Raw genomic sequence first — 24,833 nt, forward strand, 5'->3', positions numbered from 1 at the left:
GCCGACGGCGCCGGCGTTTAACCCCTATCCCCGATCAGTTCAGGTGGGGGAGTTTGAGGTGGCCATAGGCGGGGGAATTTGGGTGGCCATCGGGGCGAAAAGCTGCACCGCCAGCACAAAAAAGCACAGGATGACGATGCCCCAAGCGAGGAACAGCACCACGATGGAGGTGATGTTGACGAATACCTCCGGGAAGCCCGCCATCTGCCGGATCTGGTCGAGGATAGGGGCTGCCGCGTCGATGCCGGTCTTGGCGAGGCGGCCCGGCTGCAGGAAGCTGCCCATGCTCAAGCTGGAGCCGCTGGCCGTCAGTCCCAGCCCGGCGAAAGAGCGGAACACGACGCCCGCCAGCGTGTTGAAGTTGCCGATGATGTAGGCGAAGGCGCCCACGTAGAGCACCTTGCGCAGCAGCTTGGCGATCACGTCCTCGCCCTGGCCCGTGGCGTGGCTCATGGCCCAAAGCAGGCCCGCCAGCGTCATGTCGATGACGATCAGCGTGGCGGTCAGGAACGCGACCTCGCCCTGCAGCAAACCAAAGCCCGAGTCGATGTAGCGCGAGAAGGTATCGAGGAAGCGGTCAATGACCGCGACATCGTTCATGGCCACACCCGTCAGTTGCCGTAGAAATGGACGGCCTGCGGCGTGTACGGCGTACCCGTGCCCAGGAAGCGCCGCGTGACTTCACGCCCGCGCTCGGTGGCCGCCGCCTGCCGGGCCAGCTCCAGCGAGACTGCTCGGTCCTGGGTGATATGCAGCCGCTGTGTCTGGATCGACTGCTTGGCCTGCAGAGCCAGCAGTTGGTTCATGGCCTGCATCGCCTGCAAGGCCCCAACAGCCGACTGGCTCTTGCCCACGAGGTCGGCCAGCACACCCTCGTCATCGCTCAGGTTTTGGGACGCCTGGGCCTGCATCTGCATGGTGGTCTGCAAGCCATTGAGCGTATTTTTCCAGCGCTCCTGGGCGTCGCGGTACATCTGGTCGCCGCTCACCGTGGCGACGTACTGCTCGGGATACAGGCGCTGAAACTCCCGATCCAGATTCGTCACGTCATAGGCCAAGCCTCGGGCCTGGTCGATCAGCCGCTGCGTGGTTGCCAGATTGCTGCGCAGCCGGCTCACCACGCTGGACGGCAGGCTCGCCAGATTGCGAGCCTGGTTCATCAGCATCTGGGCTTCGTTCTGGAGCTGCTGGATCTGGTTGTTGATCTGCTCCAGGGTGCGGATCGCGGTCAGCGTGTTCTGCACGAGGTTCGTGGGGTCGATCACGACCCATTGCGCATGGGCGGTGGCGGTGCAAAGCATGGCCGCGATGGCCGCGGCAACAAGGCGCTTCTTCATGGCTGGTTCTCCAGTGGTTAGTCAGTGAGGGAACCCGGCGCAAGGCCGGGAAACGAGGGCAGCAGGTCAGCCGCCCAATCGAGGCCGCGATGGCGCAGCCACGCGCCCGCGAAGCTGGGCATGCCGGCGTCCTGGAGCACGCGGCCAAGAACCTCGTCGATGGCGCGCTGGTCTTGCGGCGTGGAAGCACCCGCGAACGCCAACGTCGTCGGCCCCAGGTCGAGGTCGAACAGGCGGTTGCCGAGACGGGATTGGTAGTAGTAGTCGCGCTTGGGCTGCGCGGTGGCGACGATTTCGATCTGCCGCCTGTTGAGGCCGAAGCCCTCGTAGATCGTGCGAATCTGCGGCTCAGTCGCCTGCGGGTTGGCGAGGAAAATGCGGCTCGCGCAGCTCTCGATGATCGCGGGCGCGATGCTCGATTCCTTGACGTCGGCGAGGCTCTGCGTGGAGAAGATGACGCTGACGTTCTTTTTCCTGAGCGTCTTGAGCCATTGCCGAATGCGTGCCGCGAACACCGGATCATCGAGGAACAGCCACGCTTCATCGAGAATCAGCAGCGTGGGCGCACCGTCAAATCGTTCATCGAAGCGCGCAAAGAGGTAATGCAGCACGGCCATGACGGCGGCCTTGCTGTGCATCAGCTCTTCCATCTCGAAGCACTGCACGTCGGCCATGCCCAGCCGGTCATGGTCGGCGTCCAGCAGCTTGCCGTGGGCACCGCCGAGCACATAGGGCGACAGCGCCTGACGCAGCGTGTTCGATTGCAGCAGCACGGAAAGCCCCGTCATCGTGCGCTGCTCCACCGGCGCACCGGCGAGGCTTCCCAGCGCCGACCAGATAGCCGCTTTCTCGTCGGGGCCGACTGCCACGCCCTCATGCAGCAATCGGCCTTCGATCCATTCGGCGGCCCAGGTGCGGTAGCCCTCGCGCTCGATGCGTGCCAAAGGCTGGAAGGCGATTTCTCCGTCCGTCCCCAGGTCGTAGTGCTCGCCGCCCAACCCTAGGATCGTGGCGCGCATCGAGCGGCCCATGTCGAACGCGAAGATGCGCGATCCGCGATAGCGGCGGAACTGCATCGCCAGCGTGGCGAGCAAGACCGACTTGCCCATGCCGGTCGGGCCGGCCACCAGCGTGTGGCCTACGTCGCCGATGTGCGTCACCAGCCGGAACGGCGTGGCGCCTTCGGTGCGCGTGACGATCAACGGCGGGCCGTCGAGGTGGGCATTGCGTTCAGGCCCGGCCCATACTGCCGACACTGGCATCATGTGCGCCAGGTTCAGAGTCGAGACGATGGGCTGGCGCACACTGGCGTAAGCATTGCCGGGGAGCGAGGACAGCCATGCCTCCACCGAATTGAGAGTTTCGGGGATGGTCACGAAGCCCCGGCCCTGGATGACGCGCTCCACCATGCGCAGCTTCTCGTCGGCTGCGGCCGGGTCGGCATCGAGCACCGTCACCGTGGCGGTGAGGTAGCCGAAAGAAACCTGATCGCTGCCCAGCTCCTGCAATGCGGCATCCGCATCGGCGGCCTTGTTGCTGGCATCCGTGTCCACCAGCGGCGTCTCCTGCTGGAAGATGGTTTCGCGCAGCAGCGCGATGACGTTCTTCCTTTTTGCAAACCACTGGCGGCGCAGGCGGGCAAGTTCTTTTTCCGCCTCGGCTTTGTCCAGGCACAGGAAGCGCGTGCTCCAGCGGTAGGCAAAGCCGAGGCGGTTGAGGTCGTCCAGAATCCCAGGCCAGGTCGAGGTCGGGAAGCCGCGCACCGACACCACGCGCAGGTGCTGGTCGCCCAGCATGGGCGCCAGGCCGCCGACCAGCGCGGAATCGGTCAGCAGCGCGTCGATGTGGAACGGCACTTCGGGCACGCCCACGCGATAGCGCCGCGTCGAGATGGTCGCGTGCAGGTAGGTCAGCGTCTGCTCGTCATCGAGCCAGTCAATTTCCGGCATCACGCCGTCGAGCAGGTCGAAGACGCGATCCGTTTCCGCGACGAAGGCTTGCAGCCGCTCGCGCCAGTCCACGCCATTCGTCGGCGTGTTCTCGTAGAGCATCTTGGCTGCACGGGCGCGGGATTCTTCCGGCGGCAGATAGAGCAGCGTCAGGTGATAGCCGCTCTCGAAGTGATGGCCCGATTCTTCGAAGGCGGCCCGGCGTTCTTCCTCCACCACCCACGAAAGCGGCTCGGGAAAATCTGAGTGCGGATAATCGGCCGCAGGCCGGCGCTCGGCTTCGATGAATAGCGCCCAGCCCGATCCCATGCGGCGCAGCGCATTGTTCAACCGCGCCGACGTGGCGACCAGCTCGCCCTGCGTCGCGCTGTCGAGGTCAGGCCCGCGAAACCGGGCCGTGCGCTGGAAACTGCCGTCCTTGTTCAAGACGACGCCCGGCGCGACCAGCCCGGCCCAAGGCAGCCAGTCGGCGAGCAAGGCCGGGCGCTGGCGGTATTCGGCGAGGTTCAGCATGGCGGCATCCCCTCACACGTCCAGCAGCGGCTTGTGCTTGATGTGGCGAGCGAAGACCTGCATGAACTGCGGATCGACGCGCGCTCCCCACACCGCCAAAGAATGACCAACGATCCAAAGCACCACGCCCGGAATCCACAGTTGCAGGCCAAGTCCGACGGCGGCGGCCAGCGTGCCGTTGGCGATCGCCACGGTGCGCGGCGCACCGCCCAGCAGAATCGGCTCGGTCAGCGAGCGATGCAGCGGCACCTCGAAGCCGTCCGCGAAGGTCTCCGGGGCGTTCATACGACGGCCCCGCCGGAGAAGCTGAAGAACGACAGGAAGAAGCTGGAAGCCGCGAACGCGATAGACAGGCCGAACACGATCTGGATCAGCTTGCGGAAGCCTCCCGACGTGTCGCCGAAGGCGAGCGCGAGGCCCGTGGCGATGATGATGATGACTGCGACGATGCGGGCCACCGGCCCCTGGATGGAATCGAGGATGGATTGCAGCGGGCCTTCCCACGGCATCGAGGAACCGGCGGCCTGGGCGGTTCCGGCCAGGAACAACAGCAGCGCGGCCAGCAGCAGCCCTTGCCCCGCAGGACGGGCCAGGCAGCGCAGCCGCGCAAGACGCAAAGCCGGATTTGCAGAAAAACGGAAAGCAGGAATGGTCATCTGCGTCATGGCAGTTCTCCAAGTGAGTCAGGGGATGGGGAAGTCGCCGCAGCGGGTGCGGCATCGGGAAGTGGCTGAAGCTCGGGAAACGGCGTTTCCAGCGCGTCCGCCAGTTGGTAGCCCACGCCGTCGAAGCCGACGACGCGGGCGATGCTCTCGATGCGGCGCTTGCGTCCGCGCCCGGCGATGTGGATCACTACGTTGACCGCCTCGGCGATCAGCGCGCGAGGCGGGTTCACGGCCACTTCGAGAATCAGTTGCTCCAAGCGCAGCAGCGCACCCAGCGCGGAACCGCCGTGGATCGTGGCGATGCCGCCGGGGTGGCCCGTGCCCCACACCTTGATGAGATCCAGCGCCTCGGCGCCGCGCACCTCGCCGACGACGACACGATCCGGGCGCAGGCGCATGGACGAACGCACCAGCTCCGTCATGGACACCACGCCTGCGCGCGTGCGCAGCGGTACGTGGTCGCGGGCCGCGCATTGCAGTTCCACCGTGTCTTCGAGCACCAGCACGCGGTCGCCGGTGGCGGCGATTTCCGCGAGCAAGGCATTGGCGAGCGTGGTCTTGCCGCTGCTGGTGGCGCCGGCGATCAAGACGTTCTGCCGCTCGCGCACGGCGCGAACGAGAAAGCCCGCCTGGGCGCTGGTCATCATCCCGTCGATGACGTACCGCTCCAGTGGGATCACGCCGATGGCCCGCTTGCGCAGCGCGAAGGCCGGCCCCGGTGCAGCCGGCGGCAAGATGCCCTCGAAGCGTTCTCCCGTCTCGGGCAACTCTGCCGACAGCAGCGGTTGGCCGCGATGCACCTCCGCGCCGACGTGGGCGGCCACGAGGCGGATGATTCGCTCGCCGTCCGCTTCGGACAGCTCCACGCCCATCGGTGCGCGCCCGCTGGACAGCCGATCCACCCAAAGGGTGCGATCGGGATTCAGCATCACCTCCACCACGTCCGGGTCTTCGAGCGCGGTGGCGATCAGCGGCCCCATCGCCGTGCGCAACATCTGGATGCGGCGGTCGAGCGACGTGGCGCTCATGGACTGCGGAGCGGCGCTCATGACGCACGCTCCCGCGCTTGCGCGGCTGCCGCCGCGTCCTCCATCCGCATCGGGTCGGGATGCAGCTCCTCCACCACGTCGCGCACCAGGCTGCGCCCGCGCAGCAGGTGGCGGCCCAACTGTTCAACGAACTGCTCGAAGCGCGCCTTCCCCTGGGCGCGAGCGGCCTCTTGGTGCGCTTCGGGGACTGGCGTGCTGACCGTGAGGTAGTAGCGAATGAACAGTGCCAGCGTCTCGATGGCGATGTTCTGGTCACGTTCCATGCGCTCCGCCTGGCGCGACAGGCGATCAAGGCGTTTGGCGATGGCCGCCTCGCGCTGGTCGGCTGCATCGGGCGACAGCCACGATGCGAGCGCCGCTGCGACAATGGACGACTTGGACACGCCTTTCTTGGCGGCCAGTTCGTCCAGCCGCTTGGCGTGCTCGGGCTGAATGAAGAGATTCAAACGGTGCTGGGTCATAGCTCGATGCCGTCGTTGGGGTCGAGGGAAGCCAGCCGGGCCGTGCGCTGCATAGCCGGATCAAGCTGGCGAGGAAGGGGAAGCGGCAGGTCGTCGTCGTCCAGCAGGCCGAGGTCGGCCACAGGCGCGGCCAGCTCGGGGTCGTAGGCGACGGTTTCGGAGAGTTCGGGCTGACGGCGTGGCCCGCCGTCGTCGGCGGAACCAAGGTCATCGGCGGATGCCGTGGTCGGTGTAGCGGGCGTTGGCGGGATTGCCAGCCCGCTCCAGTCGTTGGGGCGCAACGGTGGGGCGTCGGCGTACTGGCTGTCCGCCAGCGCGGGCGGCGGCAGCACGCGCCGCTTGAAATTGCTGTCCGCGTAGTAGCGCAGCTTCTTCGCCTTGATCGGCGCCACGCTGGACACCATCACCACGGCTTCGTCCGGCGGAAGCTGCATCACCTCGCCCGGCGTCAGCAGCGGGCGTGCGGTTTCCTGACGCGACACCATCACATGGCCCAGCCAGGGCGCCAGGCGGTGGCCCGCATAGTTGCGCTGCGCGCGCAGCTCGGTGGCGGTGCCGAGCGTTTCGGAAATACGTTTGGCCGTGCGTTCGTCGTTCGTCGCAAACGTCACGCGGACGTGGCAGTTGTCCAGAATCGAATGGTTCTGGCCGTAGGCTTTGTCGATCTGGTTCAGGCTCTGAGCGATAAGGAAGCTGCGGATGCCGTAGCCCGCCATGAAGGCCAAGGCCGTCTCGAAGAAGTCCAGGCGGCCCAGTGCCGGGAATTCGTCGAGCATCAGCAGCAGCTTGTGGCGCTGCTCGATGCCGTCGGAGCCATCGAGCGATTCGGTGAGGCGCCGGCCGATCTGGTTGAGGATGAGGCGAATGAGCGGCTTCGTGCGCGAAATGTCCGAAGGCGGAACCACCAGGTACAGCGATACCGGATGCTCTGCCGCGATCAGGTCGGCGATGCGCCAGTCGCAGCGCGAGGTGACTTCGGCCACCGTGGGATCACGGTACAGGCCGAGGAACGACATTGCCGTGCTCAACACGCCGGAACGCTCGTTGTCCGACTTGTTGAGCACTTCGCGCGCAGCGGACGCCACCACCGGATGCGGGCCATCGCCGAGGTGCGGCGTGGTCATCATCCGGTGCAAGGTCAGCTCGAAGGGACTGGCCGGATCGGACAGGAAGTTGGCGACGCCGCGCAGCGTCTTGTCCTCGCCCGCGTAGAGCACATGCAGGATGGCCCCGACCAGCAGCGCGTGCGAGGTCTTCTCCCAATGGTTGCGCTTCTCCAGCGCGCCTTCGGGATCAACCAAAATGTCGGCAATGTTCTGAACGTCGCGCACTTCATGCGCGCCGCGTCGCACCTCCAGCAGCGGGTTGTAGGCCGCCGACTGCGCATCAGTCGGGTTGAACAGCAGGCAGTGGCTGAATCGGCTGCGCCAGCCGGCGGTGATCTGCCAGTTCTCGCCCTTGATGTCGTGGATGACGGCCGAGGCCGGCCAAGACAGCAGCGTCGGCACTACCAGACCGACGCCTTTGCCCGAGCGCGTGGGCGCGAAGGTCAGGACGTGTTCCGGCCCTTCATGCCGCAGGTACTGACGGTTGTGCTGGCCAAGGAACACGCCGGCCGGCTGTGTGAGGTCGGCTTTGCGAATGTCATCCGCGTTCGCCCAGCGAGCCGAGCCGTAGGTCGTGACCAGGCGCGATTGCCGCGAGCGCCAGATCGACATGCCAATCGCCACCAGCACGGCGACAAGACCGCTGCCGCCCGCGATGGCGCCGCCGGTGTCGAACACGCGTGGCGCGTAGGCGTCGAAGAAGAACCACCACTCGAACAGCCGCCAAGGGTGATAGACCGGCGTGCCGAAGAAATCAAACCAGGGCGAGCCAAGGCGTAGTTGGTAGCCAAGGGCGGCTGCTGTCCATTGTGTGGCGCCCCACACTCCGGCGATCACGATGCCGAATACCACGGCGATCTGACCGAACAGCACGTTCGTCCCTTGCACTACCCATCCTCCGATCACGGCACAACAACGTGCCGCACGCATGAGGATCAATGCCCTGAGGAGTGCAGGTCAAAGACGGAAACCGCAGAGATTAAGGCTCAAAAAGCCATAGTTCTTGCTGTAGAAAACACAATAAAAACGCCGCAGGCCATGAAGCGCTGCGGCGTATCGAGGTAACAGTACGCAACTTGTCGCGATGGCGCGACCCAGAGGCGTGCCGGGCCTGAGCTACTGAGTCTTCTTCTGTTCAGGCCGCTCTCCGAAGAAGCGCCGTTCAGCGGCAGCTGCAGCGCGCAAACAAAGCTCATCGCCGACCTTCGCACGATCTTCTTTACACAGGCGCTGGATTTCCTTGATGCGTGCGGGGTTCGCCACCAACTCATCCACGGTTTCCGTAGGCTTGGCAGGGCCGCAGGCCGTCAGCACAACAGCAAGCAAGGGCATCACGATCTTGTTCATGGCTGCAATCCTTCCAGTCGTAAATTCAAACATCGCCGGCCTCGGTTCCGCCATTGGCCGAGTCCATATGGACCACACGCTCCATAAATCGGGCGAGCATGTGGGATGGCTCCGTATCACGGCGAAGCAGGTAGGTGGTGAGCATGGGCGGCGTTCCCGCCAAGTGCCGGGCAACAACACCAGGCTCGCGACTGGATGCGATATGCGCAGCACCAGCCAGGCCCACCGCCAGCCCTGCGGACACCAGGGCCATCATCACGTCGAACGTGGCGACACGCTGGAGGATCAGCAACTCCTCATCCCGCCTTTGCAGAATGCGATCTACCTGTCGAGTGTGCCCCTGGCATGCGGCCGGATCGCCCAAGACCAGCCGATGTTGCAACACGGCCTCCAGCGGAATACGCCGGTGCTCCAGCAAGGGGTGGCGCGAAGAAAAGGCCACCATCAATTCGTCTGTCCATGCGGGGATGGCCACGATGCCAGAGCCCACCTCGTCCGCCATCGAAAAGCCAGCGTCGTACAGGTCTTCATGCAAGCCCCTGATCTGCTGGTCAAGAGGCACTTCAAAGAGGCGGATCTCCACCTCGGGTTCTTCTTCCCGACTTCGCGCGAGCAGGGTGGGCAAGCGCGAAGGCGTGATGCCGTCGGATAAGGCAATGCGCAACTGGCCGTGAAATCCATTGCCCACCGAGCGAACACCCTCGCATGCCTGCTCCAGCGCAGCAAAAATACGGGGCACCCGCTCCAAAAATACCCTGCCTGCGCGGGTCAACTGAGTAGTTCGTGTCGTGCGGGTAAAGAGCTGTGCGCCCAGCTCGTCCTCCAGCTCCTTAATGGAACGTGACAGCGGTGATTGATCGATATGCAGCCGGGCAGCAGCGCGGGCGAAGTGGAGTTCTTCTGCTACTGCCAGGAAGCAACGTAAATGTCGAAGCTCCATGAATATGCCTCACACAGGAGGTCACAGGGAGCGCAAGATTAGTTGCCTTGCCAAGTGCTCACTAAATCTCCCTAATGACCTTCAAAAACCAATATTCAAATCAATCAAATTCATTTTCCAAATAGCAATCGCCATGGAGGATCTGTGAATGAGGGAGACTATTGAGCTTGTACATGGGTTCCTTTTTGAAAGAAGTATCATGCAAGTTCGCACCCAATAGTCAGGGTTATTTAGCGCAATCTGCTAGAGATTGGGGCATCAACTAGCCACGTATGCGGTCTTGACGATCGTATAAAACTCCCGCGCATAGCTGCCCTGCTCGCGCGGGCCATAGCTTGATCCCTTGCGACCGCCAAAGGGCACGTGGTAGTCCACTCCTGCAGTGGCGACATTGACCATCACCATACCCGCCTGCACGTGGCGCTTGAAATGCGTCGCATGGCGCAGCGAGGTGGTGCAAATGCCGGCCGACAGGCCGAACTCTGTATCGTTGGCTAGCGCAAGCGCTTCGTCATAATCCTTGGCTTTAACCACCGAAGCCACCGGCCCGAACACTTCTTCGCGGTTGATGCGCATGGCGTTGTTTGTGCCGGTGATCAGTGCCGGCGCCAGGAAGTAACCCTTGCTTGCCCCTGGGACGCGCTCGCCGCCGAAGACTTCGCCACCTTCCTCGCGGGCAATGCGGATGTAATCCTCATCCTGCTGCAATTGCTTGGCATCGACCACCGGCCCGATGTGCGTTTCGGCGGCGAGTGCATCGCCGATCTTCAGCGTGACCATGCGTGCCTTCATTGCCTCGACAAAGCGATCATGGATGCCTTCGGTCACGATCAGGCGGCTGGAGGCCGTGCAGCGCTGGCCCGTCGAGAAGAAGGCGCCATTGATGCATGCTTCGACGGCGACATCGAGGTCAGCATCATCGAGCACCACCATGGGGTTCTTGCCGCCCATTTCGAGCTGCACCTTCTTTCCCGATGCGACACAGCGTGCGGCAATGGCCCGGCCCGTAGCCACCGATCCCGTGAAGCTGATGGCGTTCACCAGGGGCGAGGCCACCAGCGCTTCGCCGACCACCGTGCCGCGCCCCATCACCAGATTGATCACGCCATGTGGCGCACCGGCTTGCGCGATGATCTTCACGAGTTCCCAGGCGCTGGCGGGCACCAAGTCGGCGGGCTTAAGCACCACGCAATTGCCGTAGGCCAACGCCGGCGCGATTTTCCAAGCGGGGATCGCAATAGGAAAGTTCCAGGGAGTGATCAGGCCGATGACGCCCAGCGGCTCGCGCGTCACCTCTACTGTCAAGCCCGGGCGCACCGAGGGAACGATTTCACCGCCGATGCGCAAGGCCTCACCGGCAAAGAATTTGAAGATCTGGCCCGCGCGGCCTACTTCGCCGATGCCTTCGGCCACGGTCTTGCCTTCTTCGCGCGCCAGCAGGCGGCCCAATTCTTCCTTGCGCTCCAGTAAGGCGCTGCCCGTGCGGTCGAGCACGTCAAAGCGCTGCTGCGGCGTCGAGAGCGACCAGGTGGCAAACGCATCGGCAGCAGCTCGAATGGCCCGCTGCGTCTGCTCAGCATCGGCCCGCGCAAACTCGCCGATTACGTCGTCCAGGTTGGAAGGGTTGATATTGGGCGAAACCTCCGGGCTTTCGACCCATTCGCCGTTGATGAAGTTGGCAAATTGTTGTGGCATGGCTATACGATTCAAGCGGTTCATAGAAAAAATGCCCAGCCGCTCAGTGCGGCGCACTTAGCAAACCGCGTTCCACCAAGTTGCGGTATAGCGCGCGCGTGCCAAACGTCCAAGGTGCAATGTCTGTGGCAAGACGTACGGTGTTCACGAGGGTGCCGAGTGCCGGTGTGGAGATTGAGACGACATCGCCCAAGTGGTGGGTGAAGCCTCCGCCCTCGGTGTCCCTATCCTTGATCGGCGAGAACATGGTGCCGAGAAAGAGCATGAAGCCGTCGGGATACTGGTGGTGGGCGCCATAGGTCTGGCCGACCAGATCGAGCGGATCGCGGCTGATCTCGCGCATGTGGCTGACACCTTCAAGCACGAAGCCGTCATCGCCATCGATGCGCAGCGACACGCTCGCGCTGCGCACATCGTCGATGGAAAAACCGTCATCGAACAAGCGGATGAAGGGACCGATGGCGCAGGAGCCGTTGTTGTCCTTGGCCTTGCCCAGCAGTAGCGCCGAGCGGCCTTCGATGTCGCGCAGATTGACATCGTTGCCGAGCGTGGCGCCTACGACCCGGCCCGCGCTGTTGACGGCCAGCACGATTTCCGGCTCAGGGTTATTCCAGGCTGAAGCCGGGTGCAGTCCGATGTCCGCACCGAAACCCACAGCGGACATAGGCTGGGATTTGGAGAACACCTCGGCGTCCGGCCCTATTCCCACTTCCATGTATTGGGACCAAGCGTTGCGCCGCTGCAGCTCGGCCTTGAGTTTCATCGCCCCCTCGGAACCAGGCTGGATTTCCGCCAGATCGGTGCCGATCAGTTCGTTGATCATGCCGCGCACCTCGGCGGCCTTCGAGGCATCGCCGCCAGCTTGCTCCTCGATCACCCGCTCCAGCAGGCTCACGGCGAACGTGACGCCACAGGCCTTGATGGCCTGAACGTCGCAGGGCGCCAGCAACTGCAATCCCAACTCCCCGGCAAGCAGCGCGTGGATCGTGCCCAGGGGCTCGCCCGGCGCCGTACGAACCACGTCCACGGCGTCGCCGCGTTCGAACAGATCGGCCGTGGTGGGCGCAAAGCGCGTGATGTCGAACACCTGGCCACCGCGCACGACGACGACCGATGGGCCGTTGATCGGTGCCGGCCGCCATACGCGCCCGATCAGCAGGGCACGATCCAGGTCTTGGGGCAAGCTGAGGGAAAGGGTTGGGTGCATTTTCAGAATTCCAGTTGCGTTGAAAGTTGGCGGCGCAGTCACATCACCGCGCCAATCTGCCACGGCACAAATTCGCTTTGGCCATAGCCGTGGCGCTCGCTCTTGCTCTGCTGCCCCGAGGCCGTGGCCAGGATCAGCTCGAAGATGCGCCGGCCCATGTCCTCGATCGAGGCCGTGCCGTCAACGATCTCGCCGCAGTTGATGTCCATGTCCTCCTCTTGCCGCTGCCACAGCGCGCTGTTAGTGGCCAGCTTGAGCGAAGGTGAAGGCGCGCAGCCGTAGGCGCTGCCGCGCCCGGTGGTGAAGCAGATCAGGTTGGCGCCGCCCGCTACCTGGCCGGTGGCGCTGACCGGATCGTAGCCCGGCGTGTCCATGAAGACGAAGCCATGCGCGGCCACCAACTCGGCGTACTCGTAGACCGCCTCTAGGTTGGTGGTGCCGCCCTTGGCCACCGCGCCCAGCGATTTTTCAAGGATGGTGGTCAAGCCGCCGGCCTTGTTGCCGGGTGAGGGGTTGTTGTTCATCTCGCCGTCGTTGATCGCAGTGTAGTGCTCCCACCAGTGGATGCGGTCCACCAGTTTCTGACCCACTTCGCGCGAGACGGCGCGGCGCGTCAGCAGGTGCTCCGCGCCATAAACCTCGGAGGTCTCGCTCAGGATGGCCGTGCCGCCGTGCGCCACCAGTAGGTCGACCGCCGCGCCCAGTGCCGGATTGGCGCTGACGCCGCTGTAGCCGTCCGAGCCGCCGCACTGCAGGCCGATGCTCAGGTGCGCTACGCTGCAGGGTTCGCGCTGCACGGCGTTGGCGCGCGGCAGCATCTCCTGGATCAGGGCAATGCCCTTGTCCACGGTCTTCTGCGTGCCGCCCACGTCCTGGATGTTGAAGACGCGCAGGTTCTCGCCCTCGGCCAGGCGGCCGGTGGCGAGCCAGGCGTTGATCTGGTTGGCCTCGCAGCCCAGGCCCACCACCAGCACGCCGGCGAAGTTGGCATGCGTGGCATAGCCGGTGAGCGTGCGCGACAGGATGTCCATGCCCAGCCCTTCGGAGGCCATGCCGCAGCCCGTGCCATGCGTGAGCGCCACCACGCCGTCGACATTCGGGTATGCCGCCAGCGCGGCCGGGTTGGTGCGGCGCGAGAAATGCTCGGCAATGGCCCGCGCCGCCGTGGCTGAGCAATTCACGCTGGTCAGGATGCCGATGTAGTTGCGCGTGGCCACGCGGCCGTCGGCGCGGCGTATGCCCATGAACGTGGCCTCGCGCCGGGCGGGCGCAGGCTTCACATCCGCGCCGAAGGCGTAGTCGCGTGCAAAGTCGCCCTTGTCGGGCCCCATGTCCAGGTTGTGCACATGCACGTGCTCGCCGGGCGCGATCGGCTGGCTGGCAAAGCCGATGATCTGGTTGTAGCGCCGCACCGGCTCGCCCTGGCCAATGGCGCGCACGGCAATCTTGTGGCCCGGCGGAATCAGGCCCCGGCTGGTGACTGATTCGATAGGCGTGCCGCCGACGAGCTGAGTGCGGGCGATGACCACGTCGTCGGCGGGGTGGAGTCGGATGAAGGGGATCATGTGATTTATGAGCAAATGAGGCACTAGCGCCCGGCTGGCAGGGCGCTAACAGCTCGCATATAAAGAGCCTTCAAGAACCGGCATTCAACACTTCTGCGGGAAGATCCATTTGGTGGTACTTCTTGTAGATGGCATTGAGCTGCCCGTTCTTCAGGTTGGTGCGCACCCAGGTATCGATTTTTTCCTTGAGGCGAGGCTCTCCCTTGCGCATGCCTACGGCCGCCATGTTTGCCTTGATCGTGAACTTCACCTCGAGCTGCCGGGATGGGTTTTTTTCGTTGACGGTCCTCATCAGCATCGGAGTCGTCACCCAGATATCCGCCTGGCCGCTCACCATGGCGGTGAGCGACGTGGCATCGTCATCGAAGCGAGTGATCTGCGTGCCAGGGGGGGCAATCTTGGTCAGCTCCTGATCATTGGTCGTACCCCGTGTGGAGATGACTTTCTTGCCCGCCAGATCGGCCGGCCCGGTGATCTTGATGTTTTTGGGCGCGGCAACGATCACCAAGACCGGCGCATAGGGTACGGAAAAATCAATCACCTTTGCTCGTTCCGGCGTGATGGCGAACACCGACACCACGATGTCGGCCTTGCCGGTCTGCAGGAAGGGAACGCGGTTGGACAGCACCGTCGGCACGAACTCCAGCTCCAGCCCCAGGTCCTTGGCCAGCAGCTCGGCGGTTTCCACGTCGGAGCCGATCAGCTTCAGCTTGTCGTCCTTCATGCTGTAGGGCGGCACGGCCATGTCGATGGCCACGCGGATCTTCTTGGCAGCCATGATGGTGTCCAGTTGGTCTGCGTGGGCCATTCCTGTGCCGAGTGCGGCAGCGCCCAGCAGCAAGCAAAGTTGGCGGCGAATCAAAGATGTAGACATGTATCTCTCCGGGTTTCAGATGGTTGATGGGGTGGGGGTGATCAAAGTCCGTTGCCGACGAACTGGCGCAGCTCGGGCGTGGAAGGGTTGGCTAGAATCTCGGGGTCGCCCTGCTCCCAAACTTGGCCCTGGTGCATGAAGATGACCTGGTCGGCCACGTTGCGTGCAAAAGCCATTTCGTGCGTGACGAGAATCATGGTCATGCCTTCGGCGGCCAGTTTTTCCATGACCTTGAGCACTTCGCCGGTCAGTTCCGGGTCAAGTGACGAGGTCACTTCGTCGAACAGCATCACCTGCGGCTGCATGGCCAGCGAGCGAGCAATCGCCACGCGCTGCTGTTGACCGCCCGAGAGCTGCTCGGGGTAGCTGCCCGCCTTATCGGCCAAGCCCACGCGGGCTAGTACATCCAGCGCCAATTCACGCGCTTGCGCCGCCGGCATGCGCTTGACCGAGGTCGGCCCCAGTGTGATGTTCTGCAGCACTGTCAGGTGCGGGAACAGGTTGTAGCTCTGGAACACGATGCCCACGTCGCGCCGCAGCGCACGCTTGTCGAGCCCGGCATCGTGCACCTGGTGGCCGCAGACGCGGATCTGACCCTCGTCCACGCTTTCGAGCCGGTTGATGCAGCGCAGCGCCGTGCTCTTGCCCGAGCCGCTCTTGCCAATGATGGCCACCACCTGGCCCTTGGTGACGGAGAACGACACCCCGCGCAACACATGCAGTGCACCGAAGCGCTTGTGCACCGATTGCAGATGGACGACAGTTTCAGCGGCGACTTGCATTGAGTTTCCTTTCAAGTGCCAGGCTCCAGCGCGACAGCGGATAGCTCATGGCGAAGTACAGCAGCGCGGCAGCGCCGAAATAGACAAAGGGCTGGAAGGTGGAGTTGTTGAGCACCTTGGCGTTGTAGGAGAGCTCGGCAAAGCCGATCACAAGCGATGCCACCGAGGTGTTCTTGATGATCTGCACCGCAAAGCCCACCGTGGGCGGCGTGGCCAGGCGCAGCGCCTGGGGCAGCACCACTTGGCGCATGCGCTGCCAGCGCGTCAGGCCCAGGCATTCGGCGGCCTCCCACTGGCTCTTGTGCACGGCCTGGATACAGCCGCGCCAGATTTCGCCGAGAAAGGCGCTGGCATAGATAGACATGGCCAATGTCGCCGCCAGCAGCGCGGGCACCGAACCGATGCCGGCAATGTCGGGACCATAGAAGCACAGCCCCATCAGCACCAGCAGCGGCGTGCCCTGAATGAGCTGTATCCACGCGGCCGCGGCCACCCGCACCGGGCGGGCCGGCGAGATGCGCGCCATGGCCAGGGCCAGTCCCGCAAGCCCGCCGATCGCAAAGGTCAGCAACGACATCACCAGCGTGCCCCAGGCGCCTTGCAGCAAAGAGAAGAATTGTTCGCTCGTCATAATCAAACCTCCTTCACAGCGGCGTGCCCAGCTTGCGCCGGCGCGTGAACACCATCAAGCCCAGTAGCCAGAACCCCGTGCGCATCAGGTATGAGAGCGCGAGGTACAGCCCCCACAGCACGAGAAAGACCTCGAAATTGCGGAAGGTGTCGGACTGGATGCGGGTTGCCACACCCAGCAACTCCTCCGCCCCCACCGAGGACATGATGCTGGTGGCCAGCATCATGAGCACAAACTGGCTGGTCAACGCCGGCCACACGCGTTCCACGGCCGGGCGCAGTACCACATGCCAGAGGATCTGCACATGCGACAGTCCCAGGCATTCGGCTGCCTCGATCTGGCCGCCGTGGATGGACTCGATGCCCGCGCGCAGGATTTCGCAGGTGTAGGCGCCGATATTGATCACCAGCGCCAGCACCGCGCCGACCATGATGGGCATGGTGGCGCCCACCGACGACAGCCCGAAGACCAGAAAGTAGCTCTGCACCAGCAGCGGCGTATTGCGGATAGCCTCCACATAGGCCCCCACCAGCCGGCGCAGCCAGCCATACCGGCTGCCGCGCCCCACGGCGCACAACGCGCCCAGCACAAAGCCCAGTACCGTGGCCAGGAAGGACAGTTGCACGGTCGTCCATGCCCCCTCCAGGAACAGTGGCCACTGCGCCAGTACGCTGGCGAAGTCAAACTCGTATTTCATATTGGCTCCTCAGCGCAACCACCATCAAGCCCGCTGGGCTTCGGTTACCCGACTGGTAGTTGCAAACTGCAAATAGCTTTGGGGAATCAAGCCAGCTCGCGCGACCAGGCGCGCGTGGCTTGCCGCTGCTCACCCAGGCCCTGGATGCCCACGCGCATGGCGTCGCCGGCCTTTAGGTACAGAGGCGGCTTCTGACCCAGGCCCACGCCAGGCGGGGTGCCGGTGCTGATGATGTCGCCTGGCAGCAGCGACATGAACTCGCTGATGTAGCTCACCAGCTTCGCAACCGGGAAGATCATGGTGCGGGTGCTACCGTCCTGGAAGCGCTTGCCGTTGACATCGAGCCACAGACCGAGGTTCTGCGGATCGGCCACCTCGTCCTTCGTGACCATCCACGGGCCGATGGGCGAGAAGGTGTCGCAGCCCTTGCCTTTGTCCCACTGGCCACCGCGCTCAAGTTGGTATTCGCGCTCGGACACATCGTTGACGATGGTGTAGCCGGCCACATGGTCCAGCGCCTCGGCTTCGGTGACATACGAAGCCTTCTTGCCGATCACCACGCCCAGTTCCACCTCCCAGTCGGTCTTGACCGAGCCGCGCGGGATCACCACCGTATCGTCGGCCCCGATGATGGACGAGCTAGGCTTAAGGAATAGGATGGGCTCGGCCGGTATCGGCGCGCCGGTCTCGGCCGCGTGGTCGGCATAGTTCAGGCCCACGCAGATAATCTTGCCTACGCGCGCGACCGGCGGACCATGGCGCACCGGGCCGCTGACAGCAGGCAGGCTGGCGGCATCAATGGCGGCGAGCTTGTGCAGCGACGCGGGCGACAGCGCGGCGCCGTCGATATCCGCCACTTGGGCCGATAGGTCGCGCAGTTGGCCCTGGGCGTCTATCAGACCCGGTTTTTCCTGGCCAGACGGCCCGTAACGTACCAATTTCATGTCTTGTCTCCTTGATGATTAGTTCAGCCAGCCACCATCAATCAGATGGATGGTTCCGGTGGTGAACGATGACTCGTCGCTGGCCAGATAGACCACCAGCGCGGCAATCTCTTCGGCACGCCCCACGCGGCCGATCGGCTGACGCGCCACGAATGCCGCCCGGACCGCAGCCTCGTTGGCACCGGCCTGTTCAGCCTGCGCGCGGATGCGATCCTGCAGCGAGGGCGATTCCACCGTGCCCGGGCAAATGGCGTTGCAGCGTATGCCCTGCTGCACATAGTCCGCTGCCACGGCTTTGGACAGGCCAATTACCGCTGCTTTCGAAGCACCGTAGACGAAGCGGTTAGGCACGCCCTTTACACTCGAAGCGGCAGACGCCATGTTGATAATGGAACCACCGCCGCCTGCCAGCATGGACGGCAGATAGGCGCGGATGGTACGGTACATCGCCTTGGCATTCAGATCGAAGCTGAAATCCCAGTCGGCCTCCTCGCAATCAAGGATGCTGCCGTGGTGCACAAAGCCGGCGCAGTTGAACAGCACGTCCACCTTGCCGGTGCGTGCAACAAAGGCCTGCACCGCTGCCGTGTCCAGGACGTCCAAGCGGCCCGTCTTCAAGTCGCTCAATCCAGCCTTCACAGCCTCGGCAGCCAGTTCCGCCAGCGCCGAATCATCTACATCCGTAGCCCATACCGTGGCGCCTTCACGCACCAACGCTAAGGCACTAGCTCGACCAATCCCCTTGCCTGCGGCTGTGACCAGAGCCGTCTTACCTGCTACACGCTTCATTGCGATGACTCCATTGTTGCAATTCGAGCTCATCAAATTGCTCGTAAATAACTCTGGTCTACTTGCGAAAGATCGGGACAACCCATTAGTCCAAGCACGCGATCGATTTCGCTACGCAGGATTTCAATCGCCCGCCCGGCCCCAGCTTGCCCCCCAGCCGCCAGGCCATAGGTCGTGGCTCTACCAACCAGCACCGCATCAGCGCCCAGAGCCACCGCCTTCACAATGTCGGAGCCGCGACGGAATCCGCCATCCAGCATCACGGCCAATCGCCCCTGAACCTCGGCTACGACCTCAGGGAGCACATCCATCGTTGACAGCGCGCCATCCAATTGCCGCCCGCCATGGTTCGACAACACGATGCCATCCGCACCAACCGAAATCGCCCGAACCGCGTCCTGCGCATTCATGACCCCCTTGATTACGAGCTTCCCTGGCCAGATGTCCCGCAGCCACTCGACATCTCGCCAACATAGCGATGGGTCAAGCGACTGACCAATCATTGAGGACGCAGCACCACGGACGCTGGTCTGCCCTGGCGGCAGCAGGTCGCCAACGTTTGCGAAATGAGGAAAACCGTGCGGAAACAAGATGTCGAAGATCCAGCGCGGATGCCGAATGACGTCGATCTTGTTTCGCCAGTTAAGGCTTAGCGGCCCAGAGAAGTTCCGCACATCCCACTCGCGCTTGCCGTAGATCGCGCTATCGGTAGTGAGTACCAGCGTGCCAATCCCTGCATCCTGGGCCCGGCGTGCAATCTTCTCTACAAACTCGCGGGTCCGGTACATGTAAACCTGCATCCATACCCGGGCATCCGCTCCCGCTCGCCGCACCACGTCCTCCAGCGATGTCGTCGAAACATTGCTGAGCACGAAAGGAATGCCTGCCGAAGCCGCTGCACGTGCCATTGACACGTCGCCTTCGCTCGACAGCAGTCCACTGAACCCCGTCGGCCCAATCAGGAACGGCGATGCAATCTCCTCACCAAGCAGTCGCCTACGTTGATTGCGCACAGTGACGTCCACCAGAGTCCGCGGTTGAAACGCGATGTTCGAGAAGACTTCACGATTCCTACGCAAAGTAGCCTCGTCTTCCGAGCCACCTTCGACGTACTCAAAACAAAAATTAGGCACCCGCCTGCGGGCCATCCCACACAGCTCCTCGATGCTCTGAGCGCGACTTACATCCCGCCCGGTATATAAACGACGCTTCAAGTCTCAACCCCCAAAAGCTTCTGCACATCCACAAGATGCGACCGTTCGCACTCTTTAAAATTGGTCATGCCAGTTGCAACTTTATAAAAATATGTAAAACTGGTCAATCCAATTTTGGCCAATCAATACTAGGGAAATCCCTGACTGGATCGATGCTCAAGGTTGGGTGTAAGAAGATTGAGAGGTTTGCTCTCACTGGGGCTCAGGTGAGTGCCGGCCCTACACCGCACGCGCCTTCCATTCAACAAATAGGCTAGACACACTAGCTCGGAGGACCAAAGTGAACACAAGATCGACCCCTTCCCGCCGGCTCTATCTGCAGATCGCGGATCAATTGCGGACGCTGATTTACGAACCGGATTTCGCTGTCAATGGCCGCCTGCCGTCCGAGCGAACACTCGCAGAGCAGCTTGGCGTTTCACGGCCATCGATTCGGGAAGCGCTCGTTGCGCTCCAACTTGAGGGCAGAGTCGAGATCCGGATGGGTTCGGGTGTCTATCTTTGCGGCGTGCCCTCCAGCTCCGAGGAGGCCGCACAAGACAATGTGGAGATGGGAGACAGCCTGATCGACATCATGGGTGCCCGCGCGATCCTCGAAGGTGCGATTGCCGCGTCCGTGGCATCGCTGGCTAAACCAAAGGATGTGAAGGCGCTACGGGCCATCTATCAGACGATGGAGCGCGAATGCCAAGCAGGGGAGCTTCCGATTGCAGCAGATCGTGCATTTCACGTGCGAATCGCCCAGATGTCGAACAACGAAGTGCTCGCTCGAACCGTTGGGACACTGTACGACGAACGACAAAGCCCTATGCCATCAAAGCTGCTTGGTCTGTACGACCCAGTGGACACATGGTTTGTCGCACTCAATGAGCACCGAGAGATTCTCGAAGCGATCGAAGCTCGCGATCCCATTCAGGCTCAAGCGGCAATGCAACGGCACTTGAAAACCGCACTCAAACGGACAATGGCACGCCGCGATCATGGCTAGCAACAGAGCGCGCCATAGCTTGTAACAGATGCCAATAATGGAAGACTTGAGCGCATCCGGCACGTGCGGGATCAGCGTTGCGGCATCGACCGCTTCGCCATAGGTCTGCGCATGCAGCGAGGCGTAGCAGTGGTCGGCTTTCAGGGCAGCGGGAAAATGAAAATCAGTTCATGGGCTAGCTTGGACCGCATTCCTAAGTGGACCATCTCCTGCCCGACTGACTTGATGGTGCTGACTTGTACCGTGATCGCGATGCGATTGCCATCTTGCGAAGTATCTAGCTGCGCCAAGCTCACGGAGTGCTACTTGCCTGACCAATGTGCAACTGACCATGGGACTTCCTCTATCGGACGACCGGTGGCCAAGTACGGATGTTTTCGAGGACCCAATCCGCCATTGCATGCCGCGTCGCGTGCGTGCCGCTGCCGATGTGAGGAGCCAGTACAACGTTGTCCATCGCTTCAAGACCCGGGTATGGGCGTGGATCGTCCTCGTACACATCGAGCCCGGCGCCAGCGATTCGCCCGTCCTGCAATGCATGTACGAGTGCTCGTTCATCGACCACGCTGCCACGCGCCACATTGATGAGAAAGGCAGTCGGGCCGAGCGCATCCAGTACGTTCGCATCGATCAAGTGACGCGTCTGCTCGCCACCTGCCACGGTCACAATGAGAAAATCGGCCCACTGGGCCAACCCATGCACAGATTCTGTATAGAGATACGGTGAACCTTCCACAGGCTTGCGCTTGTGATAGCTCACCTGCATGTCGAAGGCTGTGCCCCGACGCGCCACCGCATGGCCTATGCGTCCCATTCCCAGGATGCCTAGACGCTTCCCATACACACGGTGGTGAATGCCAAAGCGCTGCTGTGACCAGTCGCCACGCCGCACAAACCTGTAAGAGCGGCGTGAAGGTGACCATGCTCGCCTTCGTCATCAAGGCGGTGGTGGCTGCGCTCAAGAAGTTTCCCGAATTCAACGCCAGCCTCGACGGCGACGCGCTCGTCTACAAGCAGTACTTCCACATCGGCTTCGCCGCCGACACGCCCAACGGCCTGGTGGTGCCCGTGCTCCGCGATGCCGACCAGAAGGGCATTCTCCAGATCAGCCAGGAAATGAGCGAGCTGGCCAAGAAGGCCAGAGACGGCAAGCTGGGCCCGGCCGACATGAGCGGCGCCTGCTTCACCATCTCCAGCCTGGGCGGCATTGGTGGGCGCTACTTCACGCCCATCATCAACGCGCCCGAGGTGGCCATTCTGGGCGTGTGCAAGAGCCAGATGGAGCCCGTGTGGGACGGCAAGCAGTTTGTGCCGCGCCTCATGCTGCCGCTGTCGCTCACCTGGGATCACCGCGTCATCGACGGCGCTGCCGCTGCACGCTTCAACGTGTACCTGGGCCAAATCCTGGCGGACTACCGCCGCATCCTGCTGTGAAAGGAACATGAACATGGCAGTGATCGATATCCAAGTCCCCGACATTGGCGACTTCGCCGAAGTGGGCGTCATCGAAGTGCTGGTTCAACCCGGCGACACCATCAAGGCCGAGCAAAGCCTGGTCACCGTGGAGTCCGACAAGGCCTCCATGGAGATTCCGTCCAGCCACGCGGGCGTGGTCAAGGAGCTCAAGGTGAAGCTCGGCGACAAGATCGCAGAAGGCAGCGTGCTGCTCACGCTGGAGACGGCGCAGGCCGCAGCGCCCGCTGCTGCACCCGCAGTTTTGGAGCAAAAACCAGCTCCAGCGCCCGCAGCGCAAGCGCAAGCAGCTATCAAAACAGAAGCTAAGAGCTTTGCCGGTAGCGCCGACCTGGAGTGCGACGTGCTTGTGCTTGGCGGCGGCCCCGGCGGCTACAGCGCCGCTTTCCGCGCTGCCGACCTGGGCCTCAAGGTCGTGCTGGTCGAGCGCTATGCCCAGCTGGGCGGCGTGTGCCTGAATGTCGGCTGCATTCCCTCGAAGGCGCTGCTGCATGTGGCCGCCGTGATGGACGAAGTGTCGCACATGGCCGACCTGGGTGTGGACTTCGGCGCGCCCACCGTAAACGTGGACAAGCTGCGCGGCCACAAGGAAAAGGTCATCGCCAAGCTCACCGGCGGCCTGGGCCAGATGGCCAAGATGCGCAAGGTCACCATCGTGCGTGGCTACGGCGCCTTTGTGGGTGCCAACCACCTCGAAGTGGAAGAAACCACCGGCACCGGCCAGGACAAGACCGGCAGCAAAAAGGTGGTGGCGTTCAAGAAGGCCATCATCGCCGCTGGCAGCCAGGCCGTGCGCCTGCCCTTCATGCCCGACGATCCGCGCGTGGTGGACTCCACCGGCGCACTGGCGCTGCAGGGCGTGCCCCAAAAGATGCTCATCGTCGGCGGCGGCATCATCGGCCTGGAAATGGGCACGGTGTACAGCACGCTGGGCGCCCGCCTGGACGTGGTCGAGATGATGGACGGCCTGATGCAGGGCGCGGACCGCGACCTCGTCAAGGTCTGGGAGAAGATGAACAAGCACCGCTTCGACAACATCCTGCTCAAGACCAAGACCGTGGGCGCCCAGGCCACGCCCGAAGGCATCCAGGTGCAGTTCGAGGGCCTGGACGGCACGAAGAGCGAAGGCACCTACGACCTGGTGCTGCAGGCCGTGGGCCGCACCCCCAACGGCAAGAAGATCGCTGCCGACAAGGCCGGCGTGTCTGTGACGGACCGCGGTTTCATCAACGTGGACATCCAGATGCGCACCAATGTGCCGCACATCTTCGCCATCGGCGACATCGTGGGCCAGCCCATGCTGGCGCACAAGGCGGTGCACGAGGCGCATGTGGCGGCGGAAGTGATCGCCGGCGAATTGCAGGGCAACAAGGAACTGGCCAGCGCCGCCTTCAACGCCCGCGTGATCCCCAGCGTGGCCTACACCGACCCCGAAGTGGCCTGGGTGGGCCTGACCGAAGACCAGGCCAAGCAGCAGGGCATCAAGGTCAAGAAGGGCCTGTTCCCCTGGGCGGCCTCGGGCCGCGCCATTGCCAACGGCCGCGACGAAGGCGTCACCAAGCTGCTGTTCGACGACAGCCCCGAAGCAGGATCAGGAGACGGCCATGCTGGCCGGGGCCACGGCAAGATCCTGGGCGGCGGCATGGTCGGCACGCATGCGGGCGACATGATCGGCGAGATCGCCCTGGCCATCGAGATGGGTGCGGACGCTGTCGACATCGGCAAGACCATCCACCCGCATCCGACGCTGGGCGAGAGCATCGGCATGGCGGCGGAAGTGGCGCATGGCAGCTGCACGGATGTGCCGCCTGCGCGCAAGTAAGTCCGCAGCCAAGCTACCCTGACAAGGCCCGAACTGGCGACGGTTCGGGCCTTGTGCTTTGCGTACCCAAACAATCGCCGCAGAATACTGTGCATTTGTACAGTATTCATGTCAGCCACTTCCAAGCCCAAGCTCTACAACCCACGCCACCCCGAACGCACGCTGCTCTACCAAATGGTAGCCGAGCACTACGAGACCTGGCTAGAGTTGGCCAGCGCGGGTCAGTTCGACGGCCAGGGCGACCACCACACCCCCAAGCCCTTCGTGCGCAAAGCGTTTGCCAAGTATCTTGAGTGCGGCATCTTTGCCCATGGCTTTGCCCGCGCTCGCTGCGGCGACTGTGGGCACGACTACTTTGTAGCCTTCTCCTGCAAAGGCCGGGGAGTCTGCCCCTCGTGCACCACCCGGCGCATGGTGGAGACAGCAGCGCACCTGAACGATCACGTATTCCCCCGCCTGCCGGTGCGCCAGTGGGTGCTGTCGGTTCCCAAGCGGCTTCGTTACTTCATGCAGCGCGACGGGCCAGTGCTCAATATGGTGCTGCGCATCTTCCTGCGGGTGATTGCGCAAAGCCTGCAGGCGCACTGCATTGGCGCGGCCAATGCAGACAAGGAAAGCCTGCACATCGGCGCAGTGGCCTTCATCCACAGGTTCGGCTCCAGCCTGAACGAACACGTCCACTTCCACGTCTGTGTGGTGGACGGGGTGTTTGAGGAGGTGGCAGGCGAGGGCAGCGCTGATGCCGCAATGCAAGTCTCTGCGTCAGGTGTCGTATTCCACCCTGC

The 24,833-nt window shown here is 63.2% G+C and carries 22 protein-coding genes and 4 pseudogenes; 4 read left to right on the forward strand and 22 right to left on the reverse strand.

All coding sequences use genetic code 11. The features are described from left to right. Nucleotides 1-96 precede the first annotated feature (96 nt). The 20 genes and pseudogenes from BLW02_RS17520 to BLW02_RS17615 all read right to left on the reverse strand — a co-directional run. A pseudogene (locus BLW02_RS17520) lies at nt 97-600 on the reverse strand (type IV secretion system protein); the annotation flags it as partial. A gap of 11 nt (nt 601-611) precedes the next feature. Next, nucleotides 612-1,337, reverse strand: coding sequence for a P-type conjugative transfer protein TrbJ (trbJ, locus tag BLW02_RS17525; RefSeq protein WP_092700955.1), 726 nt, complete (start codon nt 1,335-1,337; stop codon nt 612-614). 17 nt (nt 1,338-1,354) lie between these two features. Further along, entirely contained in the window at nt 1,355-3,799 is a 2,445-nt protein-coding gene (gene trbE, locus BLW02_RS17530) for a conjugal transfer protein TrbE (protein WP_092700958.1), read from the reverse strand. 12 nt (nt 3,800-3,811) lie between these two features. Then, on the reverse strand, nt 3,812-4,084 hold the full coding sequence (locus BLW02_RS17535; RefSeq protein ID WP_092700961.1) for a VirB3 family type IV secretion system protein: 273 nt from the start codon (nt 4,082-4,084) through the stop codon (nt 3,812-3,814). Continuing rightward, complete coding sequence (locus BLW02_RS17540) at nt 4,081-4,464, reverse strand: TrbC/VirB2 family type IV secretion system protein (protein WP_092700964.1); 384 nt, start codon at nt 4,462-4,464, stop codon at nt 4,081-4,083. The genes BLW02_RS17535 and BLW02_RS17540 overlap by 4 nt, the downstream gene beginning before the upstream one ends. Beyond that, on the reverse strand, nt 4,461-5,513 hold the full coding sequence (trbB, locus tag BLW02_RS17545; protein WP_092700967.1) for a P-type conjugative transfer ATPase TrbB: 1,053 nt from the start codon (nt 5,511-5,513) through the stop codon (nt 4,461-4,463). The genes BLW02_RS17540 and trbB overlap by 4 nt, the downstream gene beginning before the upstream one ends. Further along, entirely contained in the window at nt 5,510-5,974 is a 465-nt protein-coding gene (locus tag BLW02_RS17550) for a ribbon-helix-helix protein, CopG family (RefSeq protein ID WP_092700971.1), read from the reverse strand. Before BLW02_RS17550 ends, trbB begins: the two co-directional genes overlap by 4 nt. Beyond that, a complete protein-coding gene (locus BLW02_RS17555; RefSeq protein WP_092700974.1) occupies nt 5,971-7,968 on the reverse strand; it encodes a conjugal transfer protein TraG in 1,998 nt (665 codons plus the stop codon). The genes BLW02_RS17550 and BLW02_RS17555 overlap by 4 nt, the downstream gene beginning before the upstream one ends. Nucleotides 7,969-8,196: 228 nt before the next feature. Next, the gene (locus tag BLW02_RS17560; protein ID WP_092701002.1) at nt 8,197-8,427 is read right to left on the reverse strand and encodes an EexN family lipoprotein; all 231 of its coding nucleotides are present in this window, start codon (nt 8,425-8,427) and stop codon (nt 8,197-8,199) included. Nucleotides 8,428-8,452: 25 nt separating this feature from the next. Further along, on the reverse strand, nt 8,453-9,367 hold the full coding sequence (locus BLW02_RS17565; RefSeq protein ID WP_092700977.1) for a LysR family transcriptional regulator: 915 nt from the start codon (nt 9,365-9,367) through the stop codon (nt 8,453-8,455). Between the two features lie 258 nt (nt 9,368-9,625). Beyond that, entirely contained in the window at nt 9,626-11,062 is a 1,437-nt protein-coding gene (locus BLW02_RS17570) for an aldehyde dehydrogenase family protein (protein ID WP_092700980.1), read from the reverse strand. 43 nt (nt 11,063-11,105) lie between these two features. Next, nucleotides 11,106-12,269, reverse strand: coding sequence for a fumarylacetoacetate hydrolase family protein (locus tag BLW02_RS17575; RefSeq protein ID WP_092700983.1), 1,164 nt, complete (start codon nt 12,267-12,269; stop codon nt 11,106-11,108). A gap of 38 nt (nt 12,270-12,307) precedes the next feature. After that, nucleotides 12,308-13,834, reverse strand: a complete 1,527-nt coding sequence (locus BLW02_RS17580; RefSeq protein ID WP_092700986.1) for a UxaA family hydrolase — start codon at nt 13,832-13,834, stop codon at nt 12,308-12,310. 70 nt (nt 13,835-13,904) lie between these two features. Continuing rightward, nucleotides 13,905-14,708: a transporter substrate-binding domain-containing protein gene (locus BLW02_RS17585; protein WP_029158452.1), complete on the reverse strand. Its 804-nt coding sequence runs from the start codon at nt 14,706-14,708 to the stop codon at nt 13,905-13,907. Nucleotides 14,709-14,749: 41 nt separating this feature from the next. Further along, nucleotides 14,750-15,490 (reverse strand): amino acid ABC transporter ATP-binding protein, encoded by a 741-nt coding sequence (locus tag BLW02_RS17590; protein WP_092700989.1) that lies wholly within the window; start codon nt 15,488-15,490, stop codon nt 14,750-14,752. Continuing rightward, complete coding sequence (locus BLW02_RS17595) at nt 15,474-16,121, reverse strand: amino acid ABC transporter permease (RefSeq protein ID WP_092700992.1); 648 nt, start codon at nt 16,119-16,121, stop codon at nt 15,474-15,476. The genes BLW02_RS17590 and BLW02_RS17595 overlap by 17 nt, the downstream gene beginning before the upstream one ends. 13 nt (nt 16,122-16,134) lie before the next feature. Then, complete coding sequence (locus tag BLW02_RS17600; protein ID WP_019042771.1) at nt 16,135-16,818, reverse strand: amino acid ABC transporter permease; 684 nt, start codon at nt 16,816-16,818, stop codon at nt 16,135-16,137. An 86-nt stretch (nt 16,819-16,904) separates the two neighbouring features. Then, nucleotides 16,905-17,762, reverse strand: coding sequence for a fumarylacetoacetate hydrolase family protein (locus BLW02_RS17605; protein ID WP_019042772.1), 858 nt, complete (start codon nt 17,760-17,762; stop codon nt 16,905-16,907). Nucleotides 17,763-17,780: 18 nt separating this feature from the next. Further along, complete coding sequence (locus tag BLW02_RS17610; protein ID WP_092700995.1) at nt 17,781-18,551, reverse strand: SDR family oxidoreductase; 771 nt, start codon at nt 18,549-18,551, stop codon at nt 17,781-17,783. A 32-nt stretch (nt 18,552-18,583) separates the two neighbouring features. After that, nucleotides 18,584-19,765, reverse strand: coding sequence for an alpha-hydroxy acid oxidase (locus BLW02_RS17615; protein WP_092700998.1), 1,182 nt, complete (start codon nt 19,763-19,765; stop codon nt 18,584-18,586). Between the two features lie 280 nt (nt 19,766-20,045). On the opposite strand from BLW02_RS17615, the gene BLW02_RS17620 reads away from it, so the two are divergent. After that, the gene (locus tag BLW02_RS17620) at nt 20,046-20,753 is read left to right on the forward strand and encodes a FadR/GntR family transcriptional regulator (protein WP_029158455.1); all 708 of its coding nucleotides are present in this window, start codon (nt 20,046-20,048) and stop codon (nt 20,751-20,753) included. A gap of 51 nt (nt 20,754-20,804) precedes the next feature. Here BLW02_RS17620 and BLW02_RS20260 read toward each other — a convergent pair. Together BLW02_RS20260 and BLW02_RS17625 are read right to left on the reverse strand one after the other, a co-directional pair. Next, a pseudogene (locus tag BLW02_RS20260) lies at nt 20,805-20,915 on the reverse strand (DUF2274 domain-containing protein); the annotation flags it as partial. 140 nt (nt 20,916-21,055) lie between these two features. Then, nucleotides 21,056-21,657 (reverse strand): annotated as a pseudogene (locus BLW02_RS17625) (NAD(P)-dependent oxidoreductase); the annotation flags it as partial. Between BLW02_RS17625 and BLW02_RS17630 the strand changes: the two are divergent. The 3 genes and pseudogenes from BLW02_RS17630 to BLW02_RS17640 all read left to right on the forward strand — a co-directional run. Beyond that, nucleotides 21,654-22,187: pseudogene (locus BLW02_RS17630) on the forward strand (2-oxo acid dehydrogenase subunit E2); the annotation flags it as partial. The pseudogenes BLW02_RS17625 and BLW02_RS17630 sit on opposite strands and share 4 nt — an antisense overlap. 13 nt (nt 22,188-22,200) lie before the next feature. After that, complete coding sequence (gene lpdA, locus BLW02_RS17635) at nt 22,201-24,048, forward strand: dihydrolipoyl dehydrogenase (RefSeq protein WP_087748113.1); 1,848 nt, start codon at nt 22,201-22,203, stop codon at nt 24,046-24,048. Between the two features lie 108 nt (nt 24,049-24,156). Then, the coding region (locus BLW02_RS17640) for a transposase zinc-binding domain-containing protein (protein WP_139285401.1) at nt 24,157-24,833 on the forward strand (677 nt) is incomplete at its 3' end.

Origin of the sequence: Acidovorax soli, assembly GCF_900107605.1 — a bacterium.
GTDB lineage: Bacteria > Pseudomonadota > Gammaproteobacteria > Burkholderiales > Burkholderiaceae_C > Acidovorax > Acidovorax soli.